We start from the raw sequence: 25,779 nt of genomic DNA on the forward strand, positions 1-25,779 counted from the left end.
CGGCCGATGGGGCGGGTGCATTGGCGGCTGACGAACCGGGCGGGCCAAGTCGTCGGACCGGCGCTGTTTCGCGGCGACGTCACCTTGCCGGGCGGCGCTGTCGTCACGGTCGCGACGGTCCATGCGCCATGGCCCTATCCGCCGCAGCCCCAGGTGCGGTTCCGCCGCAGCCTGATCGACGGAATCCGGGAAACCGGCAGCGATCGCATGGTCCTGAGCGGTGATTTCAACCTGACGCCCTGGGGCCATGGCATGGCCGAGCTGGATCGCGGCCTGTCGCCGATGCGGCGGATCACGCGCGCTTTGTTCAGCTTTCCCGCGCGACTGGCGGGGCGGGACTGGCCGATCCCGCTATTGCCGATCGATCAGATCTTCGTCGGTCGCGGCGTCCGGGTCGGGCGGGTCGATGTGTTGCCCTATACCGGATCGGATCACCGCGCGATCCGTGCGGAGCTTTATGTCTCCGGGCGGTCCACTCCGTAGCGGTCCCGACCCGGAGCGTATCAGCGACCGAGCGTCCGATCCTTCAGGAAGGCGATCTTGCGCCGCATCCGGTCGGCGACCATCCGCATCTTTGCACCGCGCGTCGGCTTTCCGGCGAAGCGCGCGCCGCCGATCGTCGAGCCGCGATATTCCTCCATGATGGGGAAGGGGAAGAGACAGAGATTGGGGATGCCGCTTTCCCAGAAACGGTCCATCTGATCGTCCACCGGCCGCACCGCGTCGGTATAGAGGTCGAGGAAACGCTGCGCCCCCTTGCGGGTGATGAAATAGCCCTGGGTGCCATAGGGCTTGCCATAGAGCCGCACGACATACAGGTCCTGCGCGGGCCAGTTACGCCGCCACGGCAGATGCGGCGAGGGCTTTTTGTAGAAAAGGCGCAGATAATCAACGCCCTCGGCCGCATAGTCGACATCGCATAGCAGCTTGATCGCCGCCCAGTCGGCGATGACGTCATCCTCCAGCACCAGATACTGGTCGGCGTCTGTATCCGCGACCAGTTGCCGCCACAGCGCGGCGTGGCTGGAATAGCATCCCAGTTCGCCGGGCTGGAGCGGGCGCCCATGTTCGCGGATCGCGGCGGCCTCGTCGTACCGCAGGCCCTGCGGCTCGCGGTGTGCGTCGAAGAAGGACCAGTCCAGCCCGGACTTCTCCGCATTGCGGGCGAAATTCTCCCGCCGTTCGGTCGCGGTCGTCAGGCTGACGACATGGATAGGGGTCCGGGCCATGGGGCGCTCCTGTCGGTCTGATGGGGCTTAGCGTCTGGGCGGCTTGGCCGGAGCGGTCGGCGTGCTCGGCACCTGTACCGGCGGCGCGGGCGGTACCTCAAGCGGGGTGACCGCGCTTTCGACGCGGAACGCCCCCGATGGATCGCGGACCGGGCGTTCGCGACCGATCACATTGCCCGTGGTCAGCCCGTCGAGCCCCGACAGGATCGGCGTCAGCAGCGGGATGTCGCCCTTGCGCTTCACGCGGTCGAAATTGGCGTTCACGTCATAGGCGGGCAGGCCGGAGATCAGCTTGGGGGCCTCCAGATTGCCCATCGCCGACAACAGCCGTGCCCGTGCGATATATTCGCTGGCCTCCGCCGTGGCATAGCTGGTGCGGATGTTCAGCAGGTCGCGCGCCAGGTCGAGTACGTCCAGGGTCGTGCGGTCGCCCGCACGTTCCTGGATGACCGCGCCGTCATAGGCGGCCTGTGCCGCCGCCGATGCGTCGCGCAGGTGGATCAGCGAGGCGAGGGCGGCGCGATGCGCATCCCAGGCCTCGGCCACCGACTGCCGCGTCTCGCGCAGCGCCGCGTCGACCAGACGCCAGTCGGCGTCGTTCTGTTGCCGCGCGCGCTCGATCGACAGGCGGCGCGTGCCGGAGTCGATCAGCGGCATGGTGACGACCACCGACGAGCGCAGATCGGTGGTGCGCAGCTGGTTCTGATAGATGTTGGTCGGGCCGTAGGTGCCGCTGCTCTCCAGCGAGATGTTCGGATTGCGCTCGGCCTGGGCCTGCGCGATCTGAGCGCGCGAAACCTTTTCGCGTGACTGGGCGCCGCGGATGATCGGGCTGCCATTCTCGGCCATGGCATAAGCGGCGTCGAGCGACGGAACACCCAGCGCCAGCTCGGGCGGGGTGGTCAGCGCGCCGGGTAGGCCGCCGGTCGCCTGAAGGAACAGCGACTGGCTCGACCCCAGCTGGCCTTGCGCGTTCAGCAGCTGGGCACGGCCGAACTCGACGCGGGTCTGCACCTGTTGCAGATCGCTCGACGTGATGTCGCGCACCGCAAAGCGCTTCTGCCCGTCCGAGAATTGCCGTTCCAGCAGCGACAGGTTCTGGCGGGCCAGCTCGACGATGTTGCGGTCGCGGATGACCGACACATAGGCCGAGATGACGCCGAACATCGTCGATGCCTCGACGAGCCGCAGCTGCTCACGCTCCAGCGCGACCTGCGCCAGCGCGTTCTGCTCGGCCGAGGCGCGACGCCCGAAGCTGGTCACCGGCTGCGAGAAGACGATCTGCGCGGTGCTCGAAAATCCCTCGGGCCGGTTGTACAGGCCGGGGAAGATTTCCGAGCGGGTGCGGGTGAACTGGTGCGAACCCTGCAACGTCACCTGCGGCCCGTAGTTGGAGCGCGCGAGCGGGTAGAGCGTGTCGACCGACTTCAGCGTCGAGCGCTCCGCCACCAGCGTCGGATTGCTCCAATAGGCGCGGGCGATCGCATCCTGCAGCGTGGTCAATGTCGGCGTCGCATTCGCCGCGATCGTCCCTTCGGGCGTTTCGCGCGGCAATTGCGGCTCCGACGGCTGCGGCATGCCCGCCGCCGTCGGTACCTGTGCCATCGCCACGCCCGATGCGGACCCCAGAAGGGCCAGCATCGTCAATCTTGCGCCCAGATTCAGCGCCGTCCCCCTGAACACGGTCATTCCCCCACTCCGTCGCGCATTATATCAATTGTCTCGGAAAGCCCGCTCGAACTGGTCGCGCAGAGGCTTGGTGATGTAAGAGATCATCGTGCGGTTGCCCGTCTCGATGAACACTTCGGCCGGAACGCCGGGACGCAGCCGCATCTCGGGATAACGGCGCATTTCGGCATCGTCGATGGCGACGCGGACCGGATAGAAGGCCTGCTTGCCCTCCGCATCGGTCGAACGGTCGGCGGCCACGGTCACGACCTTGCCATGGATTTCGGGCGTCGCGGTCGAGTTGAACCCGCTGAAGCGGATGCGCGCCTGCTGCCCGACATGGACCTGATCGATATCGGTCGGCGAGACGCCTGCCTCGACCATCAGTTCGTCGCTGTCGGGGACGATCTCCATGATCACCTCCGCCGGGCGGACGACGCCGCCGATCGTGCTGAATTGCAGCTTGTCGACGACCCCGTCATAGGGCGCGCGCAGGACGCTGCGGTTCTGGGCATCGACCGCCGAGACGCTGCGAACCTGTTGCTGGTTCAGCGTGTTGTTGAGCTCGGCCAGGCGAGTGCCCGCCTCCGAACGGCGGGTTTCGCCCAGCTGGATGATCTGTTCGCGCGCCTCGGTGATCCGCGCCTCGGTCGAGGCGATATTGGCCTGGAGCGCGCCGACATTGCCCTGAAGATCGGCGGCGGTGCGTTCCAGTTGGTTGCGGCGGCTGATCGTGACCAGCCCCTTGTCCCACAGATCCTTCACGCCCTGACGCTCGGGGTCGATCAGCGCCGTCTGCTTGTTGAGTGCGTTGATCTGCGCACGATAGGCGCCGATCTGCTGCTCATACTGGCGCACCCGCGACTGTAGCTGGGCGATCAGGCCCGCCTGCTCGGTGCGGCGGATGTTGAACAGCTTGCGCTCGTCCGCCATCGCACGCTGGGCGCCTTCGCCGCCCTTCAGAAGCTCCTCGGGGAACGCGATGTTCGCCACGCCCAGCCGTTCGGCCTCCAGTCGTGCGCGCTGGGCGAGCAGCTGGTCCACGCTCAGGCTGGAGTAGCGCGCATCGGCGCCCGTCACCTGATCGTCGAAGCGCATCAGAATCTGGCCCTTGCGGACCCGCTGGCCGTTCTCGACCAGGATTTCGGAGATGACGCCGCCGCCCGGATGGGCGATCCGCTTGATCCGGCTCTTCACGCCGACCTGACCCGGCGCGATCACCGCGCCGCCGATCGGGATCAGAGCGCTCGCCAGGCCGAAGCCCAGCACGAGGACCAGGATGGCGATCAGCGCGACGCGGAAATGCCGACTGGCACTGCGCACCGGATCATAGGAGACGGACTGTTCCTCGATGATCGCCAGGCGCGATCCGGGGCCGCCGGTGGTGACGATGCCGTTCATGACTTGCTTTCCTCAAGGGTACGCTCGGGCGCCGCTGCCGCCGCCTGGGGGATTGCCGCGCGGGACAGGTGTTCCATCACCTGGTCGCTCGGCCCGAATACTTCGATCCGCCCGTCGCGCAGATACATGATCTTGTTGACTTGTCCCAGTACGCTTGGACGATGGGCGATGACGACGACGATGCCGCCGCGATCCCGCACGCTGCCGATCGCCGTGGCAAGCGCGGCCTCGCCCTCGGCGTCGAGGTTGGAATTGGGTTCGTCCAGCACGACCAGGAACGGGTCGCCGTACAGGGCGCGCGCCAGGCCGATCCGCTGCCGCTGCCCGGCGGACAGTTCGCGTCCGTCATCGGTCAGTTGGGTGTCATAGCCGCCCGGCAGGCTGGTGATCAGCGCATGGACGCCCGCCGCCCGCGCCGCCGCGATGATCGCGTCCGACGTGGCCTGAAGGTCGAAGCGGGCGATGTTCTGCGCGATGGTGCCGCCGACCAGTTCCACAGATTGCGGAAGATAGCCGAGCGACCGGCCCAGATCCTCGGGCCACCACTGGTCGAGCGCCGCGCCGTCCAGGCGGACCGCGCCCGCCTGCGGTTTCCACAGGCCGATCAGCGCGCGGCCGAGCGTCGTTTTCCCGGCGCCGCTGGGGCCGATCAGGCCCAGCGCATCGCCGGGATTGAGGCGGAACTGGACGCCGTGCAGGGTCGTGCGCTGCGTGCCCGGAGGTCCGACCACCAGATTTTCGACCAGCAGGCTCTGGCGGGGCGGGGGCAGGCGGATCGCGCCCGGCTCGGTCGCGGGCACGCGGGCGAACAGCTGCTTCAGCCGCGCCCAGCCCTGCCGCGCGCCGACCAGATTGCGCCAGTTGGCGATGGCCTGATCCACCGGGGCCAGCGCGCGGCCCGACAGGATGGACGAGGCGAAGATCACGCCGCCGCTCGCCTTGCCGCTGATGACCAGCAGCGCGCCGACGCTGAGGATCACCGATTGGAGGAGCATGCGCAGCATCTTGCTGAGGCCGCCAAGCTCGGCGCTCTGGCGCGCGACGCGGTTCGACAGGCCGACATAATGATCGTTCACCCGTTCCCAGCGCTCGCGCATCCGGTCGCGCATGCCCAGCGCGGCGAACAGCTCGACATGACGGATATTGCCCTCGGCCAGCGCATTGCGGACCGACGAGATCTGATGGAGATCGTTGGCGGGCTGCTTCATCTTGCGGTTGGTGATCAGCGTCAGGCCGAGCAGGATCAGCGCGCCGACCAGCGTGGTGACGCCCAGCCAGACGTGCAGCATGAACAGGATGCCGAGGAAGAACAGGATCCAGGGCAGGTCGATCATCGTCGCGACGCCCGAGCCGCTGATGAACGACCGGATCTGGTCCAGATCGCGCATCGGACCCAGCCCGTCGCCCTGCTGCACGCCGCCGTTCAGCGATATCTGGCCCATCGCGGTCTGGACACGCCGCGACAGGGCGCGGTCCAGGCCGTTGCCGACGTCCGACAACATGCCCGCGCGCAGATTCTCGAAAAAGCCCTGAAAGGCATAGGCCAGCGTCACCATGACCAGCAGGCCGACCAGCGTCGGGATCGATCGGCCCGGCAGGACCGAGTCGTAGACCAGCATCATGTAGATCGAGCCCGCCAGCAGCAGCACGTTCAGGATCGCGCTGACCGCCACGATCATCCCGAATACGGATCGGTATCGGCGCATGGCCGCCCGCAGATCGTCTTGTCCCCCGTCGGCAGTACGCAAAAGTCGGCCCTTCCTTACGCCCATGCTATAGGCCGCACCGGAGACTCCGATACGATCATGGAGTCAGGATATAGCCCCAACTCGTTAACGGGCTGATGCCCCCCAGGCGTCCGCTCAGGCGGATTCGTGGTTTTGTTTCTGCAACTTCCCACAGGCCTATAAAGATGCGAGTTCGTAGGGGCTTTATTTATGTGCCGTTTTGATACGGTGTTTGGACGATGTGGCCGACCTGCCGGGTCAGGCGACCCTACGCCGCAGCTTGCCCAGCATATTGGCCGCCTCTCGCTCCAACCCCTCCGGACGGCCCATGACGATCCACAGCATCACGCGCGCCCCGATATAGGCGATGCCCCCGACCATCACGCGAAGCACTAGATCCTGCGCCAAATCGTACCCAGTGAATAGACGCCACCTGGTTCCGGCGACCCACCAGACCGCCAGCGCCATTGCGCAGCAGCTGATAAGAGTTGGCAAATGGGTGCGCAGTTGCCGCATCAGGCTCACCCCGGCCAGGCGCTTGGCGAGCAGCATGGCGATGGCGATCTGGTACAGCCCGGTCAGGACCCGCGCCGCGACCAAGCCCGGCACGCCCCAGATGACGGCTCCGGCGATCATCAGCGGCAGGCGGATGCACAACACTTGCAGGTCACGCATGAAAAGGAGGCGGACCTGACCCATCGCCATGCCAAGCGGCGTGACCAGCCCGGCAATGCCCTGAAGCCCGAAGATCACCGCAAAGGCCTGGATGATCGGCACGGCGGGAAGCCATTTGGGATTGAGGAACAGTGGGACCATGGGCTGGGCGACCAGCGCGAAGCCGACGCCGACCGGTACGCCCAGCGCGACGAGCAGGCGGTCGGCGCGGATATAGGCGGCGGCCAGGCGCGGCTTGTCATGCTTGATCGCGGCAAAGGCGGGGAACAGCGTCTGGATCAGCGGCAGCGTGGTCTCACGCGTCGCCAGATTGGCCAGGTTGAAGCCGACATTATAATAGCCGAGCACGGTCGGCGTCGCGATCTTGCCGACCAGCAGCTGATCCGCGCGCCAGTTGAGCGCGTTCACCAACTGCGACGCGCTGGTCCAGACCGAGAAGGACAGCAGGGTGCGCCAGCTCGCCAGCGAGAAGCGGGGCAGGCGGGGCAGGATGCAATAGGAGGCGATGACGGTCGCGGCATACATGCCGACGATCCCGGCGACGATCGCCCAATAGCTCTGGAAATACCAGGCGACGGCGACCGCGACGATGACGTTGGTCATCTTCGAGGCGGTCGACAGCACGAATTCCTGCCAGAAGACCAGCTTGCGCTGGAACACCGCCAGCCAGGGATTGGCGAGACCCGACAGCGCCGCGCCGCAGCCGAGCACGATCATGATCGGCACCAGCCGCTGATCGCCATAGATATGGGCGACGAGCGGCGCGGAGGCGGACAGGACAACCGCGATCGTCACGCCGCGCAGCATCGACAGCGTCCAGGCCGAATGGAAGTCCTGGTCGGTCGGATCGTCCAGCCGGATCAGCGCCTGGGACAGCGACATTTCGGTGATCGAGGTGACGATCTGCATCAGGGTCGCGGCGATCGCGACCAGGCCGAAATCGGCGGGGACGAGCAGGCGCGCCAGCAGCACGGTGCTGACCATGCCCGACAGGTTGACCACCAGGCGCGCGGCGGAGAGCCACATGCTCCCCTTGGCGATCCGCTTACCCACACCCCCGGCTGCCTGACTCATACCGATCCCATTAGCTGTGCGGCGGCCAGATACCGGGCCGCCGCCGACAAACACGCGTCCTTCGCGCCGCCGTTACCGGTACAATCGGCGCTTTCCTACAGGATAAAACCGAACATATAGAGAACATCGTCCCGAACGATAGCGTCCGGGCGATCTTGGGGGGAGAAAAATGATGGCCGATCCGTTCAACAGCGACAGCCTGAATGCACCGGCACGCGCGCCCTTTGCCCTCGTGCCGAGCGATACGGTCGCGCTGGCCACCGTGCCGAAGCGGCTTTTCGTGGGCACGGGCGGGCATGTCACCCTGCGCGGGGTCGATGGCGTGGGGGACGTCACCTATCGCAACGTGGCAAGCGGGGTCTATCTGAACGTCCGGCCCAGCCATGTGCGCGCCACCGGCACGACGGCGGCCGACCTGATCGGTGAGGCCTGAGCCATGGCGCAGGATTATGCGGGCAATCGCCCCGCCTTCGGCAATCCGCGCATGTCGGGCGATCCGGACCGCTATATGTTCTGGGCGTCCGGCGCACGCATGCCGTCGGGGGCGCTGGTGACGGCGCAGGCGGATACGCGCTTCGTCATGACCAAGTTGATCTTCGGATCGCCGCAATATGCCATCGATCGGCTGCGGCTTCACTATTCGGGCTTCGCCTGTACCGAGGGCGGCAACAGTCCGCAGGAGACGGTCCTGCCGGGCAACGCGATGACAGTGCACGGCGTCTGGGTCTCGGTGAATGGCGGCCCGGCGACGGCGTGTCGCTTTGCGGGGGCGGCGGACCTTTCGGTCGCGAGCGGTTCGACGGGTGGCTGGACCGACGACCTGTCGCTGGCCGTGCCGCCGGAATCGCTCGTGACCGTGTACACTCTATACTCCACGGCGGCGGGCGAGCGGCAGATCCCGGTCTATCAGATCACCTCGCGGCGTGGGGAACGGGTCTGGGGAGCGGACAATGCCGCCGCGCTGGTCGCCCTGATCGGGAGCGACATGGCCAGCACCGCCTCGCTCGATAGCATGAACTTTCCGGCCTATTACGGGCCGGACTTCATGGTCGCGAAGGGCTGGGACGGTCGCCCGGTGCCGCTGATCGTTTGCGACTCCATCGGCGAGCGCCAATCGGACAGCCCGCTGGCGGCCGATGCCCGGCGCAACATGGGTTGGCTGCGGCGCTGGCTGGACCGTGCCGGACCGCTCGGTCGGACGCCCCATGCCGTGATCGGCCTGCCCGGCGCGGCATCGAAGCGGGAACTGATCGCCGCCAATGCGTCGCGACGCTGGGATATCATCGACCAGATCGTCGCAATGAACGGCGGGCGGCGGCCTTTCACCTGCATATTGAACCAGATGGGACGCAACGACTATGACAGCGCCGGCTATGCGGTGATGCGCGCGAACTGGAAGGCGCTGAACGATCGTATCCTCGTGCGCCATCCGGGTACGCCCATCGTCGCGGTGGGGCAGGTCATCCATCCCAACTCGACCGACGGCTTCCGGACGCTGGCGGGGCAGGGCTATCAGCTGGGCGGGGAATGGCCGAACGGGGTTCGTTACCAGTTGGAGGCGGACAAGGCGGCAGGCATGGACGGCACCGTCGCGGCCTATATCGAGGTCGTGCGTCCAGCCGGGCTCTCCGACACCCAGGGGAGATGGCCCGAGCCGTTCTTCGTGACCCAGCTGGCGCAACAGGCGGGAACGGACGGAACGGCCACGTACGACATGATCACGCTCGTCGACGCACCGGAGATCGGCGATACGCTGCAATGGACGTCCGGCGGGACGGCCGATATCGCGACGGTCGTGGCGATATCGGGCCAGCCCGGCGCCTGGACCTGCAAGCTCAACTATGCGGGAAGCCGGACCGTCGCCCCCGCCGGAACCGAGGTCTTTGCGCCGAATGCGAATGACGGCGTGAACTCACCGCGCACGGGCACCCATCCCAGGCCACGGATGATCCGTCACATTGCCGCGTCGGTGCCCCAGCGGGACAAGGCAAAGCTGCGCTGATTCGGTCCAAATTTCATCCGGGAGCCATCAACCCGTAATTTTTTTCGAAATGGCGGGTTTTTGGGCTATCGAACGAGGTGCGGTGAAGTGACCAATTTGTGCGATGAATGGATTCCAATCAGGGAACTGAGCCGTCATGGCTCGGCGAACCGGCCCGTTTCGCGGCAAACGACCATAAGTCCCGAGTAAAAAAGCCGATTTTAAATTTATTTTCATCTTGGGGTGGGTTTGGGCGCAATCGGCCTCAGCCTGACCCTATCGGTGCTGTGTTGCACGGTAATGAATGCCGCGGACATGAATCCGTGTCGCCGCACAATTAAGGGCGAAATGGCTGAAATGCGCGACTTCACGGCAGGTTGAAGTCTGGGCGATCCCCGGCCGGTGCTTTTGGATACCGGATATTCTGATGATGATCCCGATCTCGGCGCATCGGAAAAAACGGACGACAACGCGGTTCCAATTCTACGGTTCCGTTGGCTGATCCTTACAGCAGGCCCGCGTGCCTCCCCCCATGCCGGATCGCTTCACTTCGGGACAGTTCGAAATTGCGGGGAAACATTCGCTCTTCCTCTGGTTAACCCGGCGCTTACCATATGGGGCAGTAGAGAGGCGGCACGCTGCCACATCGCTAAGCATTCACAGTTTCAACACGCACGAACAGGGACCATGACCATGGCGAAGCCCATCTTCAACGACCAGACCATCGCGTTCAACGAGACCAGCCGCACGATCAAGGGCAACATCCTGACGAACGGTGGCGCAACCGACGCAGATAATGACACGATCACCGTGGCGCGCGTCGACGGCGCTTACATCGCCGGCTCGATCGGTGGTGGTAAGGGCGTGAACGTCATTCAGGGCCAGTATGGCACGCTGACGATCGCCCAGGACGGCAGCTACACCTACGAGCTGAACAAGGGCGTCAACTTCGTCGCCGGCAGCACGATGGTCGAAGACTTCACCATCAAGATCCGTGACTCGCAGGGCAATTACGACCAGGGCGTCATCAAGTTCGACGTCGCTGGTCAGGCCAACCAGCGCCCGGTCGCGATTGACGACTTCGTCACCACCAATTCGACCGTCGCTGGCGGCAACGTCCTGGCGAATGACCGCGACCCGGACGGTGATACCCTGCATGTCGGCGGCGTGATCGACCTCGCCACCAACACCAACTATCACATCACCGGCCTCGGCAATGTCGAGATCAAGGGCGTGTACGGCACCCTGACGATCAACGACAAGGGCGTCTTCTCCTATGTCGTCGACCAGACCGATCCGGACACCATCGCCCTCAACGGTAATGCTGGCGTCGAAAAGTTCGCCTACAAGCCGCATGACGGCCAGAACGGCCAGGGCAACAACACCGACTACGCGATCCTGACGATCGAATTCAACGCCACGCCGGGCGTGTAATCGGGCGTCGCTCGCCACCCCGGTGGCGAGCGAATCGATTGCAATCCAAATGTTAACGCCGGTGTCCCTCGGGACGCCGGCGTTTCATTTTGACGGGCCGAAAAGGCGTTGTCGGCGGATTAAAGACACGGAAAGGTATCTTAATACGTCATCGAATGCCCGAAAAATGGCCCGTAAACACAGCGATTTAACGTATACAATGCGTTAACCCTTCCATGTAACCGACCGTTTCCGGAGTCATCGCCACTACCGTCCCATCGGGAAGATCACGGCTTCCTTCCCCGGAGACGACGGAACATGACGACCTATTATGTCGATGCTGCCAACGGTTCGGACAAGAACGCCGGCACCAGTGCGGGTGCGGCGTTTCAGTCGGTTGCGAAGATTTCGAGCATCAAGCTGCAGGCGGGCGACACGGTTCTGCTGGCGCGCGGCAGCAACTATGCGGACATGCTGACCATCAACGGTTCGGGCACCACCGACAAGCCGATCACGATCGGCGCCTATGGCACCGGTACCGACCCGACCTTCACCGGCAAGCAGGGCATTTACGGCACCAAGACGGCGAACATCGTCATCAAGGACCTGACCTTCTCGACCGGTTTTAATGCGATCTATGCCGCCCAGGCCGAGAACTGGGTCATCGATCATGTCTCGCTCATCAACGCCGGTACCGCCTCGGGTACGGGCAGCATCTCGATGAAGACGAGCAAGAACGTCACCATCTCCAACAGCAAGTTCGACCATGTGTCGAACGACGGCATCTATGTCGTCGACATGACGGACCTGACCATCGTCAACAACGTCATGTCCAACCTGGTGGGCGGCACCGCCGACGGCATCCAGGTGACCAGCTCATCGAACGTCAAGATCAGCGGCAACAAGATCGACCAGTCGACGTCTCCCGACTCCACCAAGGGCGGGATCATGGTCAACTCCAGCTCGAACGTCGTCGCCTCGGGCAACGAAGTGAAGGGTGGCAGCTTCGGCGTCGCGATCAATGGCTGGAACGTCCAGATCACCGACAACAAGCTGAGCGGTCAGAACAAATATGCGTGGTCGTCGGCGATCATGGCGAGCGCCGGTATCGATATCGGCAACTACACGATCTCGGGCAACGAGGTCGTGGGCTCGAACTTCGGCGTGGCGCTGACCGGCTTGTCGCGTGACGGCAATGTCAGCCGCAGCAACATCCAGATTGCGAACAACACCTTCGTCAGCGTCGCCAACGCCGCTCTGAAGATCGACAAGGAAGCCACCGGCGCTTTCCACGACAATGTCGTCGTCGACAGCAAGCTGACCCAGATCGCGGGCAACGGCCTGAAGAGCGTCTTCGATGTCAGCGGAAACCTTCAGACGACCGCAGCGAACATGTCGGCTGATATCAAGGCCCAGGCCAGCACGGTCGCCAAGGCCCAGGCCGATGCCGTCGCCAAGGCGCAAGCCGACGCGGTGCTGAAGGCCCAGGCCGATGCCGCCGCCGCCAAGATCCTGCAGGAAAGCTATTCCGAGAATCTGAACAAGATCCAGAAGATCGGGATCAACGCCGATCGTTATGCGATGGATGTCTCGGGTACCAAGATGTCCGGCAACATCCTGGATAACGACATCAACGCAGCGGGCAACAAGCTGGGGCTGAGCACCGTCGGCGGTTCGCGGATCGGGGCACAGGGTGTCGACCTCAAGGGGGCTTATGGAACCCTGCACGTCGACAGCAACGGCCACTTCACCTACGCGCTCGACACCGGCGCCCTGGCCAAGCTGAAGAACGTCGCGACCCCGACCGAGAGCTTCCAGTACAAGGCCAATGACAGCGGCAAGGTCGTCACGTCGAGCCTGACGATCGACCTGTCCGCCTATGTCGGCACTCAGGACGTAACCAGCGCGGCGGCAAAGGCCGCGGTGAAGTCCGGCGCGCCGATCCTGAAGGCCAAGGCGGTCGACGATTTCTACAAGATCGGTGCGGACAGCCATGTCGTGACGGGCAATGTCTCGACCAACGACATCCTGTCCGACGGCAGCACCCTGTCGCTGCGCACCATCGGTGGGCAGACGGTGTCGAAGGGCGCGATCGACCTCAAGGGCGCGTACGGCACGCTCCATATCGATGCCAGCGGGGCCTTCACCTACACGCTGGATGCCGATGCCAACGCCCGGATGGTCGCGGACCACAAGACGAGCGACAGCTTCGTCTACAAGGCGGCCCATGGCGGCAGCTATGATCAGGGCGCGCTGGTCATCGACCTGACGCCGCACCTGACGGCAGGCGACCTGCTGGTCCTCTGATATTGCCTATCATCAGGGTCGGGTTCCGAAGGAGCCCGGCCCGATTGGCATGACGAAATGGCGGGCGGCCGACACTATGTCGGCCGCCCGTTTCCGTTTCACGATGGTCTGCAATGTCTTGAATTGGTTCATATGGCATAGAGGTGCCCGTCAAAGGGCGCTCTCTATGCCATTTGGGATATGCCCCTACGGTTCGTGGAATGTCATGACACCGGGATAGGGCAAGCGATTGAAGTATTGGACGTCTTGCCTCTGGGCACAACGAAGCAGGGCATGGACGGCACGACGCGGTAATGGGGTTGGGATACAGAGCCGATATCGAAGGTTTGCGTGCGATCGCCATTCTGGCGGTCGTATTGTTCCATTATGACGTCGGTCATCTGGCCAACGGCTATCTTGGCGTCGACATCTTCTTTGTAATCAGCGGTTTCCTCATCACATCCGACATATGTCGTCGGGTCGGTCAGTCGCAATTCAGCTATCTGGACTTCTATCGGCGTCGAGCCCGTCGCCTGGTGCCTGCGCTGGTCGCGGTGATCATTCCGTCGACGCTGTTCGCCATGGTCTTCATGACCCCGTATGAGCTCAAGGTTTACGCGGTCACCGCGATTTCCACGATATTCGGCATATCGAATTTCGCATTTCTGGGGTTCGTCGATTATTTTTCGCCAAAGGCGACCCGCCAGCTGTTGATGATGGCCTGGTCGCTGTCGGTCGAGCAGCAATTCTATCTGATGTTGCCGCCCCTGATCGTCGGGATCGTTCCCAAAGGCCGCCATGCGCTGGCCAAGCTGTTTGCGGTCATCCTTGCCGTGTCCTTCGCGGCGGCAACGGCTTTCGAATGGTATCGGCCCGACGCGGCCTTTTACCTCCTGCCTTTCCGTGCCTGGGAGTTCGCCGCTGGCGCATGGTTGGCGACCGTCGATCTGACGAGCGGCGAGACATGGATCTCGCGGCGGTTCGCCAATGGCTTGGCGGTGTCGGGAGCTGTCCTGCTCGGATCGGCTCTGGTCATGACCTACCCCGTGTCGGTCGTCGTCCTTCGAGCGATGGCCGTGCTGGGCAGCATGGCGTTGATCGCTGCGCCTCGTTCCGTGGTGAACCGCCATATGCTGGGGACGAAGCCCGGCGTGGTGATCGGGCGATATTCCTACTCCTGGTACTTATGGCATTGGCCCCCATTGGCGGCGATGAACCTGCTGGGCATCGACCTGGGGCCGATGACCCGCATCGGTTTCCTGATTGCGACCTTCGCGATCGCGATGATCAGCTATGCGCTTGTCGAACAGCCCCTTCGCCGCAGCCGTCCGGCCCCTTTGCAGCCGATGTGGCGCCATGGGGCGGTGCTGGGCGCTGTCGTGATCCTGCTGGCAGCGATCGACCTGAGCGGCGGGCTCTCGCGTTTCGCTTCGCCCGCGCTGAGGGAGGCGGACAGGGATGTCCGGGGCGCCATGTCCAATCCCTGCCTGACCTCCTATGGCGACTCCACGCCCAGCGAGCAGCTGTCGTGCCTGCCCGTCAGCGGCAGGCCCGCCGTGGCGGTTGTGGGGGACAGCCATGCCAATTCGCTGGTGGCGGGCGTGCGGCAGATTGCGCAGCGACGGTCGCTGGCCATCTATCAGATGACCAAATCGTCATGCCAGCCGATCATCGGCTATAGTCGCGTGCTGGACCGCTACCCGATGCACCACCGCGAATGCGCGGCGTTCATGGCACGCGTCCTGTCGACCGTCGCCGCCCATCCGGAAATCCGGATACTGGTCCTTGCGGGATATTGGTCGTCCTTCGTCACGCAGGACCGCCAGGGCATGGTCGATCGGCCCAGCGACCCGGCCCGGCGCGAGGCGTGGATGGTCCGCCAGCGGCAGGCACTGGCGGTCGGTTTGCGCCATACGGCGGAGGTGCTTCGCAAGATGGGCCGCCAGGTGGTCATCGTGCAGGACGTTCCGCACTTCGCGATCGATCCCTATGGCGTCGCACTGGCCGATATCATGCCCCAGCGGGCGCTGGTGTCGAACTGGCTGGACGCCGATCCCAAGCATGAGGGCGTACGCGACGATCGACTGCCCCGGTCACGGGTCATTCCCGATCAGGCCCGGGGCGTGCTCGCCCAAGTGGCACGACAGGTGCCGGGCGTGACGCTGTTCGATCCGACTCCTGCATTGTGTAGCGAAACCGGATGCCGGTTCCGCCATGCGGGGCATATCCTCTATGGGGACGCCCATCATCTGTCGCGTGCAGGGGCCGTTTACGCCACCCGCACATTGAGGCTCCCGAATTGACCGGTCAGCGCGGCGCAGGGCTGGTCAGCCCGCCGTTTTGGAAGGGGCGATCGACAGAGCCGTTCCGCTGTCGCTTGTTGGGCGCGGTGGCAATGCAATAGAGCGCGAGGACGAGGATCGGCCAGGACGGTTGCGGCCCCAGCATCTGACCCGCTTCGCTGGTCGAAACCAGCAGGACGAGGACGATACCCGCCACCGCCTTTTGGAGTGGACGATAGTCCGGCATGGTGACGTCGACCAGCAGGACGGCGCGGAAGATGCAGCCGAGCACGATGGCCAGCCAGGCGAACAGCGCCGGGAAACCGCAATTCAGTGCGATTTCGAGATAGGTATTATGCGTCGACCGCGGTCCCCAGCCGATCGAACTCGTGAATTGTTGGAAATAGGCGGTCTGCCGGAACATCGCAAAGCCATGCCCCAGCCAGGGCTTGTCCAGCGCCACCGGCCACAGGGTCTCCCAAATCTCCGCGCGGCCCGACAGCGTGACGTCCTTGCCGAACTGGCCCGCAACCTCGCCCAGCAGTGCCGTGCCCGCGCCGCCGACGAGCAATATCGCAAAGGCCAGCGCGCCACCGAAGGTGATCGCCCTGATGCTGCGCTGTTCGACCCGGCTCAGGATATTGATCAAGACCAGGATGCTGGTGCCGACGACGAGCAGCACCACCGCAGTCGACGATTTGGACAGGACCGCACCGACCACGGCCAGCCCGCACAGCCCGATCTGGGCCAAGCGATCCCAGCGGCGGATATTGATATCCGGCGGACACGTCATCACGAAGGTCATCGCGCAATAGGCGCCGAAGGCGTTCTTGTGGATGAACATCCCCCGCATCGCGCCGTTCAGTGATCCGCTCATGAATGCGATATGCGGAAACACGGCCGCATAGGCGAAGTTGACGATCAGCAGGACCGCCATCACCTTCCGCAGCAGCTCGAACGCACCTCGTGCTCCGTAGAATGCCCGGAGATAGATCATGGGCAACGCCAGGATGATGATCTGGACGAGGCCGCGCATCGAAATCTGGGGATCGACCGACGTCACGATCGAGCCGAACAGAAACACCCCGAGCAAGGCGACCATGGGGCCCATCTCGACGATGGCCCGAGCGGCCATGCGGGGCAGGGCAAGGGTCGTCAGCGCGAGGAGCGGGACGAGTGAATACAGCACGAGCTGCATCAGGAACGGATCGTTCAGCGCATTGTCGCCCTGCGACGTGGGATAACCATACCACATCTGGGTGCTGCGATAGATGGCGATGATGGCGGCCGGGATGATGCAGTATCGGCCGACAGCCTGGATCATCCGCGACGCGTGCGCGTCCTCGCGCCGACGCCAGGGGGAATTGGTGACCGCAACGGCCCCGTCCTGCAAGCGTTCAGGCAATCCAACCTCCATGGCCTGCGATCGTCATCGATCCGTGATCTCCGGCCGGGACCGATATGCACCGCGCCAGCGCGGCTGATGGCGTCCCGGCGGCGATCATAGGCGGAATGTCGCGCTGACGCCGACTTGCGCGTCTTCCGGTCCGAGGTCCAGATTGAACCCACGATCGGTGCGCCGGAGGTAGCTGACCTGCGGGCGGACCGTCCAGTGGCGATCGAGCAGCCAGTCGGCGCCCAGGGTGACGCCGGTCGCCGAAGCGCGGCGCGTATCCTGCACATAATCGGTGAATTGCTGGCGCAGGCCGACCGACAGGATCAGATTGCGTTGCACTTCCTCGTCCAGCCGCAGGTTGACGGTGGTGAACAGGGCTGCGCGGACACCGCGCTGCGCCACGGTTCGCAATTCCCGCGTCCCCGATAGCGAGATGGTCGTACGGTCGCGGACCAGCCAGTCCAGCTGGGTATCGAAGGTGAGGCTCGACAGGGGCCGTGCGGTCGGGTCCTGAAAATCGACATGGATGACGCCGATCCCGGCATGCCCCCGGATCAATTGGGTCAGCGCGCCGCGCAGACCGCCCGTGATCGTGTACACATCGGCATTGCTCGCCTGGATCGCGTCCGCCGTCTCGAAACGCCGCCGCTCGAAGTTCAGCTGTCCGTAGAACAGACGACCGCCCAGCACTTCCTGTTCCAGTCGGGCCTGTCCGGTATAGCTGGTGAAGTTCCGGAACCGCTGATCCGTCACCGTACCCGCCAGCGAACGGTTGTCGCGGAACTGGGTGCGACTGACGCCACCCTGTGCAGACAGGCGCGTCGATCCATATTCGAATTGCGCACCGAGCAGCCCGTTCGTCAGGTCGTAGAGCGAAGGCAGCGCCAGGCTGGAGACTTCCTCCACCGCGCCGCGCTCCAGCTGGATACGCTGATGCGAGGCCTCGCTGTTAAACGACAGATGCGAATCGGCGTCATAGCGACCGGCGCCGATCAGGCGATAGGTCGTCGTATTCTCGCTGGTGTACTGACCATATTGGCGTCGCCGGACGAAACCGCTCAGCACCGCACGATGGCGGCCCCAGTCGGACGCGGCGTCGAATCCGCCGGTCAGATGGGCGAAGACGTCGTTGCGCGGATTTTCCTCGGCATAGACATTGGCGTCATAGGCCATGCCGGTGTCGATATAGGGATGGATGACCATCCCGCCCGCACGCAGGCCGGGTGCGTCATAGCCGGGGCGCTGACGCAGGCGCACCGTCGTCCCCGGCAACCGCGATGCGGCCAGCGCCCGATCGGCGACGCGCTGCGTCGGTAATTCGGTCTGCTGGGTCGAGCCGGTGGGCAGGGGGATATAGGCCGGGACGGGAACGGTCGCGCCCGATTGCAAGCGATCTCGGGTGGCCGCATCCACCGGATCGACATTGTCCGGTCGTACCGTGATCGGACGGCCGGTCTGGGGATCGACGGCACGCGGCGGCAAGGGGGCCGGCGGCAGCGGAGCCTGCGGGTCCCGCATGGGATCGCTTTGCTGCGGCAGCGTCAGCCGCCCCGGCCCGGAATTCGGCGAGGGCGGGGTGGTCTGCGCCGCAACCGGCAGCGCGACGGAGGTCAGCAGCACCAGCAGGGCGGGAGCGGAAATGGAGGAGCGAGACACCCGGGGCAGCCCTTAGAAATGGACCTCGGGCACCTGGATCGTATCGCCGGGACGAATCTCAACATTGGCGTCCGCATCGACGCTGTAATAGCTCTGCCCATTGGCGCGGCGCAGCAGCAGGCGACGTTCGTTCGCGCGGTAGGTATAGCCGCCCGCCACCGCGATCGCCGCGGTCAGGGTCGTGCCTTCGCGCGCCGGATAATTGCCCGGCCGCTGAACCTCGCCCAAGATCGAGAAGGTGCGGAAGTCGTAGACCTCGACCGAGACGCTGGGATTGCGCACGAAGCCCGAACCCAGGCGACGGGTGAGTTCCGCCTCGACCTGGGCGCGAGTCATGCCCTTGACCGGCACTTCGCCGACCAGCGGCATGGTGATGGCGCCGGTGCCGTTGACCGAGAATTCGCCGCTCAGCTCCGGCTCGCGATAGACGTTGACGCGCAGCTTGTCGCCGACGCCCAGCGTATAGGGCTGATTGGCCTGGCCATATTCCGATGCGGGCAGCGGTGGGGCCGGTGCCGTCGCGCATCCGCTCAACACGGCGCTGCTCGCCAGCATGGCCAGCATGGCAGGGCGAAGGCCGGCAAGCCGCTTGATGATCGACATGGTGATCCCCTTGATCCGTTTGATGTCGCAAATGGCATATTTCACCATCCCGTCACAAGGCGAAGTGCACAGGCTGATTTATGGATAACATCGGGTTAACCAGCCGGATTAAGTCCCGTCTAAACACGGTGGCCTAAGGCGGTTCTCATCGACACCAACCGTTTGGGGTTTGCCATGCGAAACAGTCTAGCCCGCAAGGTCACGGCGGACGCGCCGACCGGCACCGAAGCGACCACGCCCGCCCAGGGCACGGCCGCGTCGCCCGCCGCCTCGCCCGTCCACGCCCTGCAAGAGCGTCTGTGGGAAGAGTTCGACCCCAGTCGGGAACGGATCGTGCTGGCCAGCTTCAGCAACAAGCAGCCCGCCAAAATCGAGTCCCTCCACCGCCTGCGGGCCCCGGCCTTGATCCTGGTCGGCGGCGTCGGCGGCTGGGCATTGTTCTTCGCCGGATCGGTGTTGGGCCTTTATTGATCCGCTTTCCGTACCGACCATTCCCACTCTCTCGTTTGTCCCGTATCGAGACGTTGCCGCGCATGTCGTCGCTGTCATCTTCGCATGACCCCGACGGCGCGGTGGATGGTTCGGGCGGGGCCGGATGCGACCCCCTTCAGAAGGCATTGGCATGAATCTGGCGAAGACCGCATATGATGTCGCCGAATATCGTAGCGAGGAGCGGACTCCGCTGGATCGTCGCGGCGTCCTGCGCATCGGCGGTGACCCGCACCCGCATGACGTCGTGGTCCTCGACCTGACGCGAGAGGGATGTCGCATCGAGACCGACCTGCCGGTGGTACACGGCGCGACGATCGAGATCGGCCTGGCCAATATCGGTCGCGTTCAGGCGACGGCGGTGTGGCAGAGCATCGGCAATCTGGGGTGCCTGTTCGACCGGCCGCTGCCGCCCGGCGCGGTGACGGCGGCGCAGGGGCCGACCAATATCCTGTCCTTCACGGCAGACCCCGTGCCCGCCGCCGAGACGCGGACGGTGCACAAGCTGACGACCCGTACCCGCCTGGCGATCCTGGGCGGGGCCTGTGTCCTGTCCTGGGGCGTGATCTGCGCGGCGGTCCTGGCCATCAGCTGAACCGCCGTTTCGGGCGAGCGTGGTCCGTCGGAACCGGCTCGCCCCTTACACCATGACGGATAGCAGATCGTCGACGCTGCCGGTCGCAAAGGCGGTGTACTGGTCGCCGATGGCATAGGGCAGCAGGATGTGGCGCTTATGAAGCAGCGCGCCGCAGCTATAGGTGACGTTGGGCACGTAGCCGCCGCGCTGCTCCGCCGACGGGAACAGGATCGGCGAATGCGTGCGCGCAAGGACCTTGGCCGGATTGTCCTTGTCGAGCAGACATGCCCCCACGCAATAACCCCGGACCATGCCGACCCCGTGGGTGAAGACCAGCCAGCCCTCGTCGATCTCGATCGGTGAGCCGCAATTGCCGATCTGGACGAACTCCCACGGATATTGCGGGCCCATGATCCGCATCCCTTCATCCCAGATGTGAAGGTCGTCGGAATAGAGCAGCCACAGATTCACATTGTCCTGCCGCCCCAACATGGCGAAACGGTCGCCGATCCGGCGTGGGAACAGGGCCATACCCTTATAGCCCGACAGGCGGCCGGTAAGCGGCCGCATCTCGAAACTCTGCTCATTGATGCCGCGCAGCAGCTCGCACCGGGCGGTCTGGCCGTCAAAGGCGGTATAGGTGCCGATGACGCTGCGCACGCCGTCATGATCGGTGAAATGGACCAGCCGCAGATCCTCGACGCCGCTTCGCTGGCTGGGCAGGATCGGGAAGATCACGGTTTCGGAGATGTCCTGGCTGTCGTCGGCGCGCATCCGGACCCATTCGCCGTCTTTGCTGTCGATACGCGGAGGAACGCCCTGCGAACTGGCCGGATCGACGGTCAGCCCGGTACCGCCGTCCCAGGTCCCGGTGCGAAAGGTGACGGACGAGATATGCCCCTCTCCGACGCCGCGCAGCGACAGAAGAAAGCGGATGCTCTGATCGTCCGGGTCCTGGTCGGGCAGGGTGACGATGCTGGGATTGAACAGCGCGGCGGACTCGAACGCATATTCCTGGCTGAAATAGGCCCCCAGCAGCAGGCGGTCGCAATCCCGCTCGACCTCGATGTCGCCGATGTCGGCCTTGATCTGGTCGAAACGGCGGAGGAACACATTGTCGACGTTGCGGTGACGCTGCCTCATCGCGTCATGGAGCAGGTCGAGCATCCGGTCGCGCGTCGCCGGGTCGAGTGCCATGACGTGCCGGGCGACGCATTCGGCCCGGCTGGGCTTGCGGTCGAACGCTTCGGGATAGTCGAAGCGGAACGGGCGGATGACGGTACGCGAGGGATCGGGCTTCAGTTCGACATCGAGCTTGGTGAAGACATCTGCGGCGTTCATGCGCTTTTCGCTCCTGTGCGTCCATGGCGGGGCTGACCCGTCTGTCCGTCCAGCGCTTGGGCGCAGTCTTGCGTTCCGTTTCGTTTCGTTGCCTCAGAAGGCGATCTGGACGCGGCCGATCAGTGTCTGGCCATGATCGTTCGCGCCGCCGAGCTGGGCGGGGTTCGCGATGGTCCAGTCGATCGCGTTCAGCTGTAGCCGGACGAAATTGTTGAGATACCAGTTGATGCCCAGCGTCAGTGCGGTCCCGCGTCCGGCGGTGGGATTGTCGCTGTAGTCCAGCTCCTCGTAACGGGTGGCAAGCTCGATCGCGCCGCGCCCGCCCGAGGTGAAGGGGCGCAGGACCTTGGGGCGGCTCCACACGCCGCCGCGCGTCAGATAGGGCGGGGTCTCGCCGGTCAGGAACCAGCCCGCCTGCACCGCCCAGGCCGACTGGTCGGTCGCCGCCCCTGCGCGGTTCTCGATCCGCCGCGTGCCATATTCGCCATACGCCCAGAGCGACTTGTGGAAGGTGCCCAGCTCGAAGCCATAGCCTGTGCCCGCCGTCGCGCCGGTGAAGGTGCCGGGCAGAATCCGCAGATTGTCGTTGAAGAAGCCGCCGACCGCGATGCTGCGCGTCGGGCGGGTCGCGTCGGCGGCGATCGTCTCACGAAAGCCCCAGACGCCCAGATGGACCAGCCAGTCGGCGGTCTTGACCGGGTTCCAATGCGCGCGCGCCGCGATGGTCAGGCCGTCGCTTTGCGTGCCCGGATTGCTGATGTCGTCGCCCGACACCTGCACCCCGACATGCCAGCCGTCGCCATAGACGCGGGCGGCCGCGCCCAGGCCGAAAAAGCCGCGCACCGGGATGATGCCCGCGCCGACGAAGTTGCGTTCCATGAAAGGAACCGAGATGGTGCCGCTCGACCCGTCCAGCCCGCGATCGTTCAGCCGATTGCCCAGCGCGAACTCGGCCTGCTGTCCAAGAAATCCGGTGGTCCAGGCGAGATAGGCGGATTTGATCGCCGGGTCGTTGTCGGCGAAATCGCCCTCCAGCAGATAGGAGAGGTGCGGGCCGATCGATCCCTCGAAGCCCAGGCGCAGCGAGCGGGCGGTGGTGGCGGTGATGTTCCGGGTCGGGAGCGCGCTGCCGGTCGTGGCGGCGGCGTCGACCAGGATGCGGCCGCGCGGGCGGAAGGAGAAGCGGCCGTCCGCGCTCGTGAATTCGGGTGTGCCCTTCGACCAGTCGACATGCACGCCTTCCTTCTGCGCCTTTTCGATCCGCGCCAGTCGCGCGTCGAGCGAGGGCGGGTGCGCGTCGCTGGGCAGCGACTGGCCGAGCGGCGCGGGCGTCCGGGCCGCCTGCGGGGCCTGCGCCGCAATCTGAGGCGGGACGGAGGGATGCGCATCGCTGGGCAGCGGCTGGCCGAGAGGAGCGGCGGCGAGCGCCTGTGGCTTGCCGCCTTCGACCGCCGCCAGCCGGGCTTCCAGCCGCTCGATCTGCGCCTGTTGCTGTTCGACCAGCCGGGTCAGGCGCGCGACGTCGTCATTGCGCTGTGCCGGGGCAGGGGCAGGGGCAGGGGCGGGGGTGGTTCGCGCGGCGACCGGCAGCGGCGCGCACAGGCCGATCGCGAGCAGGGCTCCACGATACATGACGGCATCCTCTCAGGGGGCGGGCGTGCGGCTTCTTGGCCGCCGCCTCGGATTTTCCAGGAAGGGAAACCGCCGCACCCCTTCAGGAGCGCGGCGGTTCGGGGATCAGTCGGCGCTGCGTCGCATGCGCGACCCGATCAGCAGCGCGAGCAGCGAGAGCAGCGCGGCGGCGGCGCACCAGGCACCGGGGATCGCCTTGTCGCCGGTCGCACCGATCAGTGCGGTGCTGATCGCAGGCGTGAAGCCGCCGAAGATCGCGGTGGCCAGGCTATAGGCCAGGCTGAAGCCGACGGTGCGGACATGCGCCGGGATCGCCTCGGTCAGGTACACGATGAACGCGCCGTTATAGGTGGCATAGATGGCGGCGAGCAGCAGCTCGACCGTCAGCAGCCGCCCGAAACTGGGCGCGGCGACCAGCCAGCTCATCAGCGGATAGGCGAGCAGCGCACCGAGCAGCGTGGCGGTGATCAGCAGCGGCCGACGCCCGATCCGGTCCGACAGCGCCCCCATGACCGGCAGCAGCACGAAGTTGGTGACGCCGACGCAGGCGGTGACGAACAGCGCGGCACCGGGGGTCAGCGACAGCACCTTGTTGCCGAAGGTCGGGGTATAGGCGGTGATCATGTAGAAGAAGACGGTCGTCATCACCGCCATCAGCGCGCCCTGAAGCACCACGCCCCAGTTGCTGCCGATGGTCCGCATGATCTGCGACAGCGGCGGATGCTCCTTGCGCTTCAGGAAGACTTCGGTTTCCTCCATGTGGCGGCGGATGACGAACAGGAAGGGGATCATCACGCAGCCGATGATGAACGGAATGCGCCAGCCCCAGGCCTGCATCGTCTCGGGCGACAGGCTGGTCGACACGATCAGGCCGATCAGCGCGGCGAAGACCACCGCCGCCTGCTGGCTGGCCGACTGCCAGGAACAGAAGAAGCCCTTGCGGTTCGGCGGCGCGATCTCGTTCAGATAGACCGACACGCCGCCGACCTCGACGCCCGCCGACAGGCCCTGGACGAGCCGTCCGAGCAGGATGATCACGGGTGCGGCCAGCCCGATCTGCGCATAGGTGGGCGTCACCGCGATGGCGAGCGTGCCCAGCGCCATCAGGCCCAGCGTCAGCAACAGGCCCTGCCGCCGCCCATGCTTGTCGATATAGGCGCCCAGCACCAGCGCGCCGACCGGCCGCATCAGGAAGCCCGCGCCGAAGGTCATCAGGGTCAGCATCAGCGAGGCGAACTCGCTCCCGGTCGGGAAGAACGCCTTCGAGATGTAAGTGGCGTAATAGCCGAACACCATGAAGTCGAACATCTCCAGGAAGTTGCCGCTGGCAACGATGAAGATCGACTTGAAGGCGGACTTGCGGCGCTCGGCCGAGACCGGGGATGCGGTATCGGCGGCGGCGGCGGCGGGGAAGGGCATGGTGGAGGTGTTCATGGCTTGGCCTTTTGCGAGGCGGGTTCCAATCCGCTGTCGCGGATGATCGGATAGGCTTTGGGCGAGGACAGATAGGCGATCAGCGCGCGGGCCTCGGCCTGACGCGGCGACCAGGCGACCACGCCTGCCGAGAAGGGCGTCACCTTCTGCAGCGAGTCCGGGATCAGCCCGACGATGCGGATGCCCTTGACCGTCTTCAGCTCGCTGAGCTGTTGAAAGCCGATCTCGGCCTGGCCAGTGGCGACGATCTGGCCCACCGGGGTGGCGGGGATCATCCGGCCCTTGGGGCGCACCTGGTCGGTGACGCCCAGCCGGTCGAGCATGGTCGATTGGATATAGACGCCGGAGGCGCTGTCCGACCATGCCACCGACTTGGCGTTGACCAGGGTCGAGCGCAGCGCATCGGGGGTGGAGATGTCGGGGGCGGGGGCTCCCGCCTTGACCGCCATGGCGATCTTGGACAGCCCCAGGTCGACTTCGGTGCCCTTCGCGACGAGACCCTGATCGGCGAGCTTGTCCAGTCCGCTGCGCGCGAGGATGACGACATCGGCATCCTCATGCCGGGCCAGCCGGTTGGGAATCGCCTGCGGCGTGTCACCCATCGAGGGGCCGTGCTCGGCAACGATATGGACGCCGGTGTCGCGCTCGTATTTCGCCGCCAGCGCGTGGAAGGCGGCGGTGAAGCCACCCGACGTGACGACGTGCAACTCGCGGACTTTCGCGGGCTTCGTATCGCGGGCGAGGGCGGGTGCGCTGACGGCGTTCAGCCCCAGCAGCAATGCCAGCCCCAGCGCGGCGCGACGGGGCATCACGGTTCGGAACCTTGGAGATCGGGCTTTCATCATACCTCTCTTCTGGCCGTCCCGCTCGCTCGCGGGTTCTAGTCGTTGCATTGTCTTGTCGTGGCAGGGGCTT

At 65.2% G+C, this 25,779-nt stretch carries 20 protein-coding genes; 8 read left to right on the forward strand and 12 right to left on the reverse strand.

All coding sequences use genetic code 11. The features are described from left to right. The first annotated feature begins 6 nt into the window (after positions 1-6). Positions 7-483: an endonuclease/exonuclease/phosphatase family protein gene (locus ACQR50_RS06805; RefSeq protein ID WP_428970316.1), complete on the forward strand. Its 477-nt coding sequence runs from the start codon at positions 7-9 to the stop codon at positions 481-483. 20 nt (positions 484-503) lie between these two features. On the opposite strand, the gene ACQR50_RS06810 is transcribed toward ACQR50_RS06805, so the two are convergent. The 5 genes from ACQR50_RS06810 to ACQR50_RS06830 all read right to left on the reverse strand — a co-directional run bounded on the left by ACQR50_RS06810 (position 504) and on the right by ACQR50_RS06830 (position 7,774). Next, positions 504-1,229 carry a glycosyltransferase family 25 protein gene (locus ACQR50_RS06810; protein WP_428970317.1) on the reverse strand — a complete coding sequence of 242 codons (726 nt, stop codon included), beginning with the start codon at positions 1,227-1,229 and terminating at the stop codon, positions 504-506. Positions 1,230-1,256: 27 nt separating this feature from the next. After that, a complete protein-coding gene (locus tag ACQR50_RS06815) occupies positions 1,257-2,918 on the reverse strand; it encodes a TolC family protein (protein ID WP_428970318.1) in 1,662 nt (553 codons plus the stop codon). Positions 2,919-2,942: 24 nt separating this feature from the next. Then, positions 2,943-4,298: an HlyD family type I secretion periplasmic adaptor subunit gene (locus tag ACQR50_RS06820; protein WP_056432597.1), complete on the reverse strand. Its 1,356-nt coding sequence runs from the start codon at positions 4,296-4,298 to the stop codon at positions 2,943-2,945. Beyond that, positions 4,295-6,004, reverse strand: a complete 1,710-nt coding sequence (locus tag ACQR50_RS06825) for a type I secretion system permease/ATPase (protein ID WP_428970319.1) — start codon at positions 6,002-6,004, stop codon at positions 4,295-4,297. Before ACQR50_RS06825 ends, ACQR50_RS06820 begins: the two co-directional genes overlap by 4 nt. 279 nt (positions 6,005-6,283) lie before the next feature. After that, entirely contained in the window at positions 6,284-7,774 is a 1,491-nt protein-coding gene (locus ACQR50_RS06830) for a lipopolysaccharide biosynthesis protein (protein WP_428970320.1), read from the reverse strand. Between the two features lie 172 nt (positions 7,775-7,946). Here ACQR50_RS06830 and ACQR50_RS06835 point away from each other — a divergent pair, with 172 nt between their 5' ends. The 5 genes from ACQR50_RS06835 (at position 7,947) to ACQR50_RS06855 (ending at position 15,757) form a co-directional block, all read left to right on the forward strand. Next, positions 7,947-8,207, forward strand: coding sequence for a spike base protein, RCAP_Rcc01079 family (locus ACQR50_RS06835; RefSeq protein WP_428970321.1), 261 nt, complete (start codon positions 7,947-7,949; stop codon positions 8,205-8,207). A gap of 3 nt (positions 8,208-8,210) precedes the next feature. After that, the gene (locus ACQR50_RS06840) at positions 8,211-9,776 is read left to right on the forward strand and encodes a hypothetical protein (RefSeq protein ID WP_428970322.1); all 1,566 of its coding nucleotides are present in this window, start codon (positions 8,211-8,213) and stop codon (positions 9,774-9,776) included. Between the two features lie 672 nt (positions 9,777-10,448). Then, a complete protein-coding gene (locus tag ACQR50_RS06845; RefSeq protein WP_428970323.1) occupies positions 10,449-11,189 on the forward strand; it encodes an Ig-like domain-containing protein in 741 nt (246 codons plus the stop codon). A 297-nt stretch (positions 11,190-11,486) separates the two neighbouring features. Next, positions 11,487-13,475 carry a right-handed parallel beta-helix repeat-containing protein gene (locus ACQR50_RS06850; protein WP_428970324.1) on the forward strand — a complete coding sequence of 663 codons (1,989 nt, stop codon included), beginning with the start codon at positions 11,487-11,489 and terminating at the stop codon, positions 13,473-13,475. A 326-nt stretch (positions 13,476-13,801) separates the two neighbouring features. Then, positions 13,802-15,757, forward strand: coding sequence for an acyltransferase family protein (locus tag ACQR50_RS06855; protein WP_428970325.1), 1,956 nt, complete (start codon positions 13,802-13,804; stop codon positions 15,755-15,757). 4 nt (positions 15,758-15,761) lie between these two features. On the opposite strand, the gene ACQR50_RS06860 is transcribed toward ACQR50_RS06855, so the two are convergent. From ACQR50_RS06860 to ACQR50_RS06870, 3 genes are all read right to left on the reverse strand, one after another. Continuing rightward, positions 15,762-17,141, reverse strand: a complete 1,380-nt coding sequence (locus tag ACQR50_RS06860) for an O-antigen ligase family protein (protein WP_428970326.1) — start codon at positions 17,139-17,141, stop codon at positions 15,762-15,764. A gap of 96 nt (positions 17,142-17,237) precedes the next feature. Continuing rightward, the gene (locus ACQR50_RS06865; protein ID WP_428970327.1) at positions 17,238-18,788 is read right to left on the reverse strand and encodes an outer membrane beta-barrel protein; all 1,551 of its coding nucleotides are present in this window, start codon (positions 18,786-18,788) and stop codon (positions 17,238-17,240) included. Between the two features lie 12 nt (positions 18,789-18,800). Then, complete coding sequence (locus ACQR50_RS06870; protein WP_076718106.1) at positions 18,801-19,391, reverse strand: polysaccharide biosynthesis/export family protein; 591 nt, start codon at positions 19,389-19,391, stop codon at positions 18,801-18,803. A 174-nt stretch (positions 19,392-19,565) separates the two neighbouring features. Between ACQR50_RS06870 and ACQR50_RS06875 the strand changes: the two genes are divergently transcribed. Then, positions 19,566-19,862, forward strand: coding sequence for a hypothetical protein (locus tag ACQR50_RS06875; protein WP_428970328.1), 297 nt, complete (start codon positions 19,566-19,568; stop codon positions 19,860-19,862). 151 nt (positions 19,863-20,013) lie between these two features. After that, complete coding sequence (locus tag ACQR50_RS06880; RefSeq protein WP_184106429.1) at positions 20,014-20,475, forward strand: hypothetical protein; 462 nt, start codon at positions 20,014-20,016, stop codon at positions 20,473-20,475. A gap of 45 nt (positions 20,476-20,520) precedes the next feature. Here ACQR50_RS06880 and ACQR50_RS06885 read toward each other — a convergent pair whose 3' ends face one another. From ACQR50_RS06885 to ACQR50_RS06900, 4 genes are all read right to left on the reverse strand, one after another. Beyond that, positions 20,521-21,798, reverse strand: a complete 1,278-nt coding sequence (locus ACQR50_RS06885) for a glycoside hydrolase family 130 protein (RefSeq protein WP_428970329.1) — start codon at positions 21,796-21,798, stop codon at positions 20,521-20,523. A gap of 93 nt (positions 21,799-21,891) precedes the next feature. Further along, positions 21,892-23,430 carry an OprO/OprP family phosphate-selective porin gene (locus ACQR50_RS06890; RefSeq protein WP_428970330.1) on the reverse strand — a complete coding sequence of 513 codons (1,539 nt, stop codon included), beginning with the start codon at positions 23,428-23,430 and terminating at the stop codon, positions 21,892-21,894. 105 nt (positions 23,431-23,535) lie between these two features. Further along, positions 23,536-24,864, reverse strand: coding sequence for an MFS transporter (locus ACQR50_RS06895; protein WP_428970331.1), 1,329 nt, complete (start codon positions 24,862-24,864; stop codon positions 23,536-23,538). After that, positions 24,861-25,673, reverse strand: coding sequence for a substrate-binding domain-containing protein (locus ACQR50_RS06900; protein ID WP_082442083.1), 813 nt, complete (start codon positions 25,671-25,673; stop codon positions 24,861-24,863). Before ACQR50_RS06900 ends, ACQR50_RS06895 begins: the two co-directional genes overlap by 4 nt. Positions 25,674-25,779: the final 106 nt, after the last annotated feature.

Source organism: Sphingomonas sp. Xoc002 (assembly GCF_050408055.1).
GTDB classification, from domain to species: Bacteria; Pseudomonadota; Alphaproteobacteria; order Sphingomonadales; family Sphingomonadaceae; genus Sphingomonas; species Sphingomonas yabuuchiae.